Here is a 5,582-nt window from a genome sequence, read left to right as displayed (position 1 = left end):
GCCCCCTCCTCGGGAGGGGGCCGGCGGTCCGTCCGTGTTCAGCCCTGGCGCCGCGCCTGCCACCCGCGGACGGTGTCGCGCGCCCAGATCCGGCCGCGGACCTTCGCCGCGAGCAGCTCGACGGCCGGGGCGTACGGCCGCCGGGCCAGCAACAGCCGCTGGTTGCGCACGAGTTGCGGGTACCACTGGTTCTTGTACGGCTCCGCGCCCCGCAGCATGCTCAGCGTCGTGCGGCCGGCCGCGCTCGCCTCTTCGGCGTTGTTGCGCAGCAGGAGCGTCGCCACGTCGACCTTGAGGCTGCGCAGCACCGGGTCGGCGCCGTAGAGGTAGCCGCCGGAGAGGGTGGGGGAGAGGAGGGTCAGGTCGGCGGCGACGAGCTCGCCGTCGATGCTGAACTCGGTCATCGCCGCGCCGCCGTCGGCGACCATCGCGGTCGCCGACCGCTCCAGGTGGGCGGCGAACCGGTCGGTGAGGTGCTCGGGCGTGACCCCGCGGCCCTGCCACTGGCGGCGGTGGAGGGCCAGCAGCCGCCGCAGGGCGGCGGGCACGTCGCCGGCGTCGACCGGGCGGCGGTCGATGCCGGCCGCGTCGATCTTGCGGACCTTGGCCCGGGTCCGCTGGGCCTTGGACGACGGCATCAGCTCGACGAGCCGGTCCATGGGCAGCGCCGGCAGCTCCATGCAGACCGAGTCGGGCAGCACCCGGCTCGGCCCGCGCCACAGAGCGCGGACGCGGTGGACGGCCGCGTCGGGGCGCACCTCGCGGAACTCGACGACGGCCGTGCGCGCGAGGTCGGCGAGCGCGTCCGTCAGGGAGGGCAGCGCCTCGGGGCAGTCGTCGGCGATGAGGACGTCGGAGAAGTCGGTGATCGCCCCGCCGAGCGGGGTGAGCCTCGGGAGCGGGCCGCCGGTGCGGTGCAGGGGGGCGACGGCGACGAGGACGCCGTCGCGTCGGACCAGGACCAGGCGGAGCCGGCCCGGAGTGCCGTAGGAGAGCCACCAGGAGTGGAGCCAGGCGTGGGACTGGAACGGGGTGGCGGTGGCGCACCGCCGGTGCAGCGCGGTCCACTCGGCGGCGAGCCGGCCGAACTCGTCGGTGTCGCGGCAGACCGTGGCGGTGAGGCCGGACGGGCCGGGGTGGCCGGCGCAGGGCAGGCCGGTGGGCCGGGCGCTCCGCCCGAGGCCGGGTGCGGCCGGTACGGACGAGGTGAACGGCGTCGAGGACGCGGACGGCGACGACGGCTCGCCGCCGGGGCCTGCGGAGGTGGCGCGGGCGGGACTGGTCACACGGGCTCCTTCTGGGGGAGTGCGGCCGAGGCCGGGGCGGGGACCGGGGCGTAGGCGCCCGGCGCGGAGCGCCGCGGGCGGACGAGCAGGGCGAGGCCCGCGAGGAGCCCGGCCGCGCAGCCGCCCACCAGGGCCGCGACCGCCGCGGAGGGGGAGGCCGGCGCGGACGGGGTGCCGGCGCGGGAGAAGCCGAGCACCTCGACGCCAGTGGTCTTCTTGGTCGCCGCGCTCTTCTCCACCAGCGCGGAGGCCGCGCTGTCGGCCATCGCGACCGCGGTGGCGGCGCTGGTCGAGCGGGCGGTCAGGGAGATCATCGGGGCGTCCGGCGAGGTCGCCGCCGTCACACCGTCCCGCAGCGTCCGGCGCGAGACGTCGGCGTCGCCCGCGGCCCCGCCCTCGACGGCGACGTCCACCGCGACCCGGCCGTAGGCCTGCGCGAAGCCGAGTGCGGCCGCGGGGTCCTTCTTCGCGTCGGGAACCACGACGACGTACGAGGTGGCCGCGTACTGCGGGGCCTTGACCGAGCCGTAGACGAGGCCCGCGAGCGCGCCCGCGATCACGGCGCACGGCAGCAGCCACAGCGCGGGGCGGGGGAGGACTGCGGTCAGGCGGGCGAGCGGGCGCGGCGCCGGGTTCGTTTCCCGGGACATGACTACCTCACTTCGATGGGGTGACGGACGGGAGGTCCGCCGGGGTGGACTGGTGGGGCAGATCGGCGGGCCGTGCCGGGTCCAGCACGTCCTCGTACACGGCGGCCAGCTGCCGCGCGGTGCGGGCGATGTCGTACCGCCCGACGGCCTCGGCGACCGGGCGGCCGGCGGGGCAGGAGAGATTCAACTCGCGCAGGTGGTGCGCCAGTTCGGCGGTGTCGCCGCTGATTCGGTAGGCCCCGGGGACGGCCCCCGGGGGCAGGTCGGCGATGGCGGGGCAGGCGGCGTAGAGGACGGGCAGCCCGGCGGCGAGCGCCTCGACGACCGCAAGGCCGAAGGCCTCGTCGGGGGAGTTGGAGACGAGGACGTCCATCGCGGCGAGCAGGGCGGGCAGGTCGCTGCCCGGGGGTGCGTCGGCGGGGGCCGGGTCGACGCAGGCGCCGGTCAGCAGCACCCGGTCGGCGACCCCGCTGCGACGGGCCGCGTCGAGGAGGCGGGCGCGCTCGTCGCCCTCGCCGACCAGCACGAGCCGGGCGTCGGGCACGGCGGCGACGGCGCGGATCACGGTGTCGAACCGCTTGCCGGGGGCGAGCCGCCCGACCCCGCCGACCACGAACGCCTCGGCCGGGATCCCCAGCCGCTGCCGGGCCGCGAACCGGGCGGCGGGGTCGTACGCGAACCGGGCGGCGTCGATGCCGTTCGGGATCGTCGTGATCCGGTCGCCGGGTACGCCCCAGTCCTCCAGGCGGCGGGCGACGGAGGCGGAGACCGCCACCGTGCGGCGGCCGAGCCGCTCGCCCGCCAGGTACAGCGCGCGGGTGCCGGCGGACAGCGGGCGGCCCTCGATCTGGTCGTCGCCGAGGGAGTGCTCGGTGGCGACGACGGCCCGGACCCCGGCCAGGCGGGCGGCGATCCGGCCGTAGAGGCAGGCCCGGTAGAGGTGGGTGTGGACGACGTCGTAGCCGCCGTCGCGGATGATCCGCACCAGGCGGGGGAGGGCGGCCAGGTCTCGGTTGCCGCGCATGCCGAGATGGGTGACGGGGATGCCGTCGGCGCGCAGCCCGTCGGCGACGGCGCCGGGCGCGGTGAGGGTGACGACGTGCGTCTCGGCGTCCAACCGGCCTACCAGAAGGCGGAGTTGCTGCTCGGCGCCGCCGATGCCGAGACCGGTGATGATCTGCAGGACCTTCATGAGCGGCCCGCCGTCTGCCGGGCCGGCGTCAGGCCGACGGGGGTGCTCCGCCGCAGACCGTGCAGGACGTGCTTTCCGAACAGCCGCATAGCGCTGTCCCGTTGGTCGACGTGCGCGCGCGGCAGGGCGAGGAGGCTGGACAGGCCGCCGGGGTCGACGGCGCAGGCGTAGGTGTACCCGGCGTCGCGGACGGCGCGGACGCAGCGGGCGTCGAGGTGGCCGTAGGGGTAGCAGAAGCCGGTCACCTCCTCGCCTGACAGGGCGGCGACGGCCTCGCGGCTCTCCGCGGTCTCCGCGCGCAGGGCGGCGTCGTCGGCGTCCGGCAGCGAGACGTGGTGCAGGCCGTGCGAGCCGACCTCGATGCCGGCGTCCGCGATCCGGCGGATGCCGGCGGCGTCCAGGAGCGGCTTGCGGGGGCCCTCGGCGTCCCAGACGTTGTCCCGGCCGAGCAGCCCGGGCAGGACGAAGACGGTGGCCGTGCAGTCGTAGGCGCGCAGGAGCGGCAGGGCGGTGGTCTCGAAGTCGCGGTAGCCGTCGTCGAAGGTGAGGCCGACGAGGTCGCGGGCGGCGCCGGCGGCGTGCGCGGCGAGCAGCTCGCGCATGCTCACCCCGCGCAGCCCCTGGTCGCGCAGCCAGCGCAGCTGGCGTTCGAAGCGGGTGGGGGAGACGGTGACCCGGTAGGGGTCGTCAGCCGGGTCGCCGATCGAGTGGTACATCCCGATCCACAGCGGCGCGCGGGGCACCGGGAAGATCGCATCGACCAGGCGGCGGGTTCGTGTCGACATGAGGCAGCCTTCGGGACAGGGACGAGAGCAGGGAGAGGACCTCCGCGGCGCGCAGGGCGGCGGCGGAGACGACGAACACCGGCACGACCGCGAGCGCGGCGAGGACGACGGCGGCGAGCGGGCCGAGCGGCGCGGACGCCACCCACCACCCCGCCGCCGTCGCGGCCGCCGCGGCGGCGGTCAGCTTCACCAACGACATCAGGACCGTGCCGGTGGCCAGCGGGACGCCCTTGCGGCGGATGCCGCCGAGCAGCAGGACGGCGGTCGCCGTGATCCCGAGCGCGTTCGCCGCGGCGAGACCGGCCGCGCCGAAGCGGTCGGCGGCGGCCACCCCGGCGGCGATGTTGACGGCCACCCCGGCGAGCATCGCCAGGGCCGGGAACCACAGCGGCCGGGCCGCGGAGAAGTAGCAGCGCACCAGCGCCCCGACGAGCGTCTGACCGAGCAGCCCGAGCGCGTACACCCGCATGACGACGGCGGTGGCACGGGTGTCCTCGGCGTCGAACGCACCCCGCTGGAAGAGGAGTTCGACGATCTGCGGGGCGGTCGCGATCACCACGGACGCCCCGACGAGGACGGTCATCGCCGCGGTGACCAGGTCGCGTTCCATCCGCCGCTGCGCCTCCGCCCGCCGCCCGGCGGCGAGTTCGCGGGCGACGACGGGGAAGCTGACCGTGACGAGCATCAGCGAGAGCACCATCGGGATCTGCGCGACCTTCTGCGCGTAGTTCAGGTGCGAGATCGCGCCCTCGACGAGCGGCGACGCGAGGAACCGCTCGACGAGCACCTGCGACTGCCGGGTGACGGCGAAGACGACGACCGGCGCCATCAGCGCGAGCGCGAGCCCGGCCTGGCCGCGGTCCGGCGGCGCGCTCGCGGCCGGGAGGGACCCGCCGCCGTGCGCGGTCCGCAGCACCCGCCACAGCGACGGCACCTGCACGACCACCATGAGCAGCCCGCCGATCGCCACCCCGGCCGCCGCCGCCCGCACCCCCCACACCGGGCCGGCGACCACCAGGGTGCCGATGATGCCGATGTTGTAGGCGACGTAGATGACGGCGGGGGAGAGGTAGCGGCCGTGCGCGCGCAGGGCGGCGCTGAAGTACCCGGTGAGCGCGAACGTGAAGACGCAGGTGGCGGTCAGGCGGGTGCAGTCGACGGCCAAATCGTGGTGCGCCATGCCGTCCAGGCCCGGCGCGAGGAGGTCGACGAGCTGCGGGGCCGCGACCACGACCAGCGCGGCCACCGCCCCGGTGGACAGCACGAGCCGGGGCAGCGTGGTGCGCAGCAGCTGCCGTACCGGGTCGCCCTTCGCCGCCCCGGCCGCGCCCCGCCGGGCCAGCGCCCGGCTGAACGCCGGGACCAGCAGCAGCGCCATCGCCTCCTCGATGAGCAGCGTCGAGGCGAACTCCGGGACGGTCCAGGCGACGAGGAACGCGTCGGTGTCCCGGCCGGCCCCGAAGAGGTGCGCGAGCGTCTGGTCGCGGGCGAGCCCGAGGACGGCGCCGGCCGCGGTGAGCGCGGCGGTCAGCAGCGCGGCCCGGGCGAGGAAGCGCTGGCCCTGGGCGGGGGCGGCGGACGACCTGCGGGACGCCGCGCGGGCGCGCAGCCGGCGGCGCAGGCCGCGGCCGGCGGCCCGGTGCCGGCCGGGCGCGAGGCGGACGGTGGC

Annotated in this window: 5 protein-coding genes; all 5 read right to left on the bottom strand. The window is 76.8% G+C overall.

Features of this window, described 5'->3' with window-relative positions; genetic code table 11:
• Positions 1-38 precede the first annotated feature (38 nt).
• Positions 39-1,154 carry a GNAT family N-acetyltransferase gene (locus ACFWEG_RS28005; protein WP_387220633.1) on the bottom strand — a complete coding sequence of 372 codons (1,116 nt, stop codon included), beginning with the start codon at positions 1,152-1,154 and terminating at the stop codon, positions 39-41.
• 128 nt (positions 1,155-1,282) lie between these two features.
• A complete protein-coding gene (locus ACFWEG_RS28000) occupies positions 1,283-1,936 on the bottom strand; it encodes a lipopolysaccharide biosynthesis protein (RefSeq protein WP_387220630.1) in 654 nt (217 codons plus the stop codon).
• Between the two features lie 7 nt (positions 1,937-1,943).
• Positions 1,944-3,128 carry a glycosyltransferase gene (locus ACFWEG_RS27995; RefSeq protein ID WP_387220628.1) on the bottom strand — a complete coding sequence of 395 codons (1,185 nt, stop codon included), beginning with the start codon at positions 3,126-3,128 and terminating at the stop codon, positions 1,944-1,946.
• Positions 3,125-3,913, bottom strand: coding sequence for a polysaccharide deacetylase family protein (locus ACFWEG_RS27990; protein WP_387220625.1), 789 nt, complete (start codon positions 3,911-3,913; stop codon positions 3,125-3,127). The genes ACFWEG_RS27995 and ACFWEG_RS27990 overlap by 4 nt, the downstream gene beginning before the upstream one ends.
• Positions 3,816-5,582 (bottom strand): murein biosynthesis integral membrane protein MurJ (gene murJ / locus ACFWEG_RS27985; RefSeq protein WP_387220622.1); only part of this gene is annotated, 1,767 nt, incomplete at its 5' end. The genes ACFWEG_RS27990 and murJ, both read right to left, overlap by 98 nt.

This window comes from Streptomyces sp. NPDC060194, assembly GCF_042728285.1.
Classification (GTDB): Bacteria; Actinomycetota; Actinomycetes; order Streptomycetales; family Streptomycetaceae; genus Streptomyces.
The sequence above is the reverse complement of the archived record's forward strand: the minus strand, read 5'-3'. Positions and strand labels throughout refer to the sequence as shown.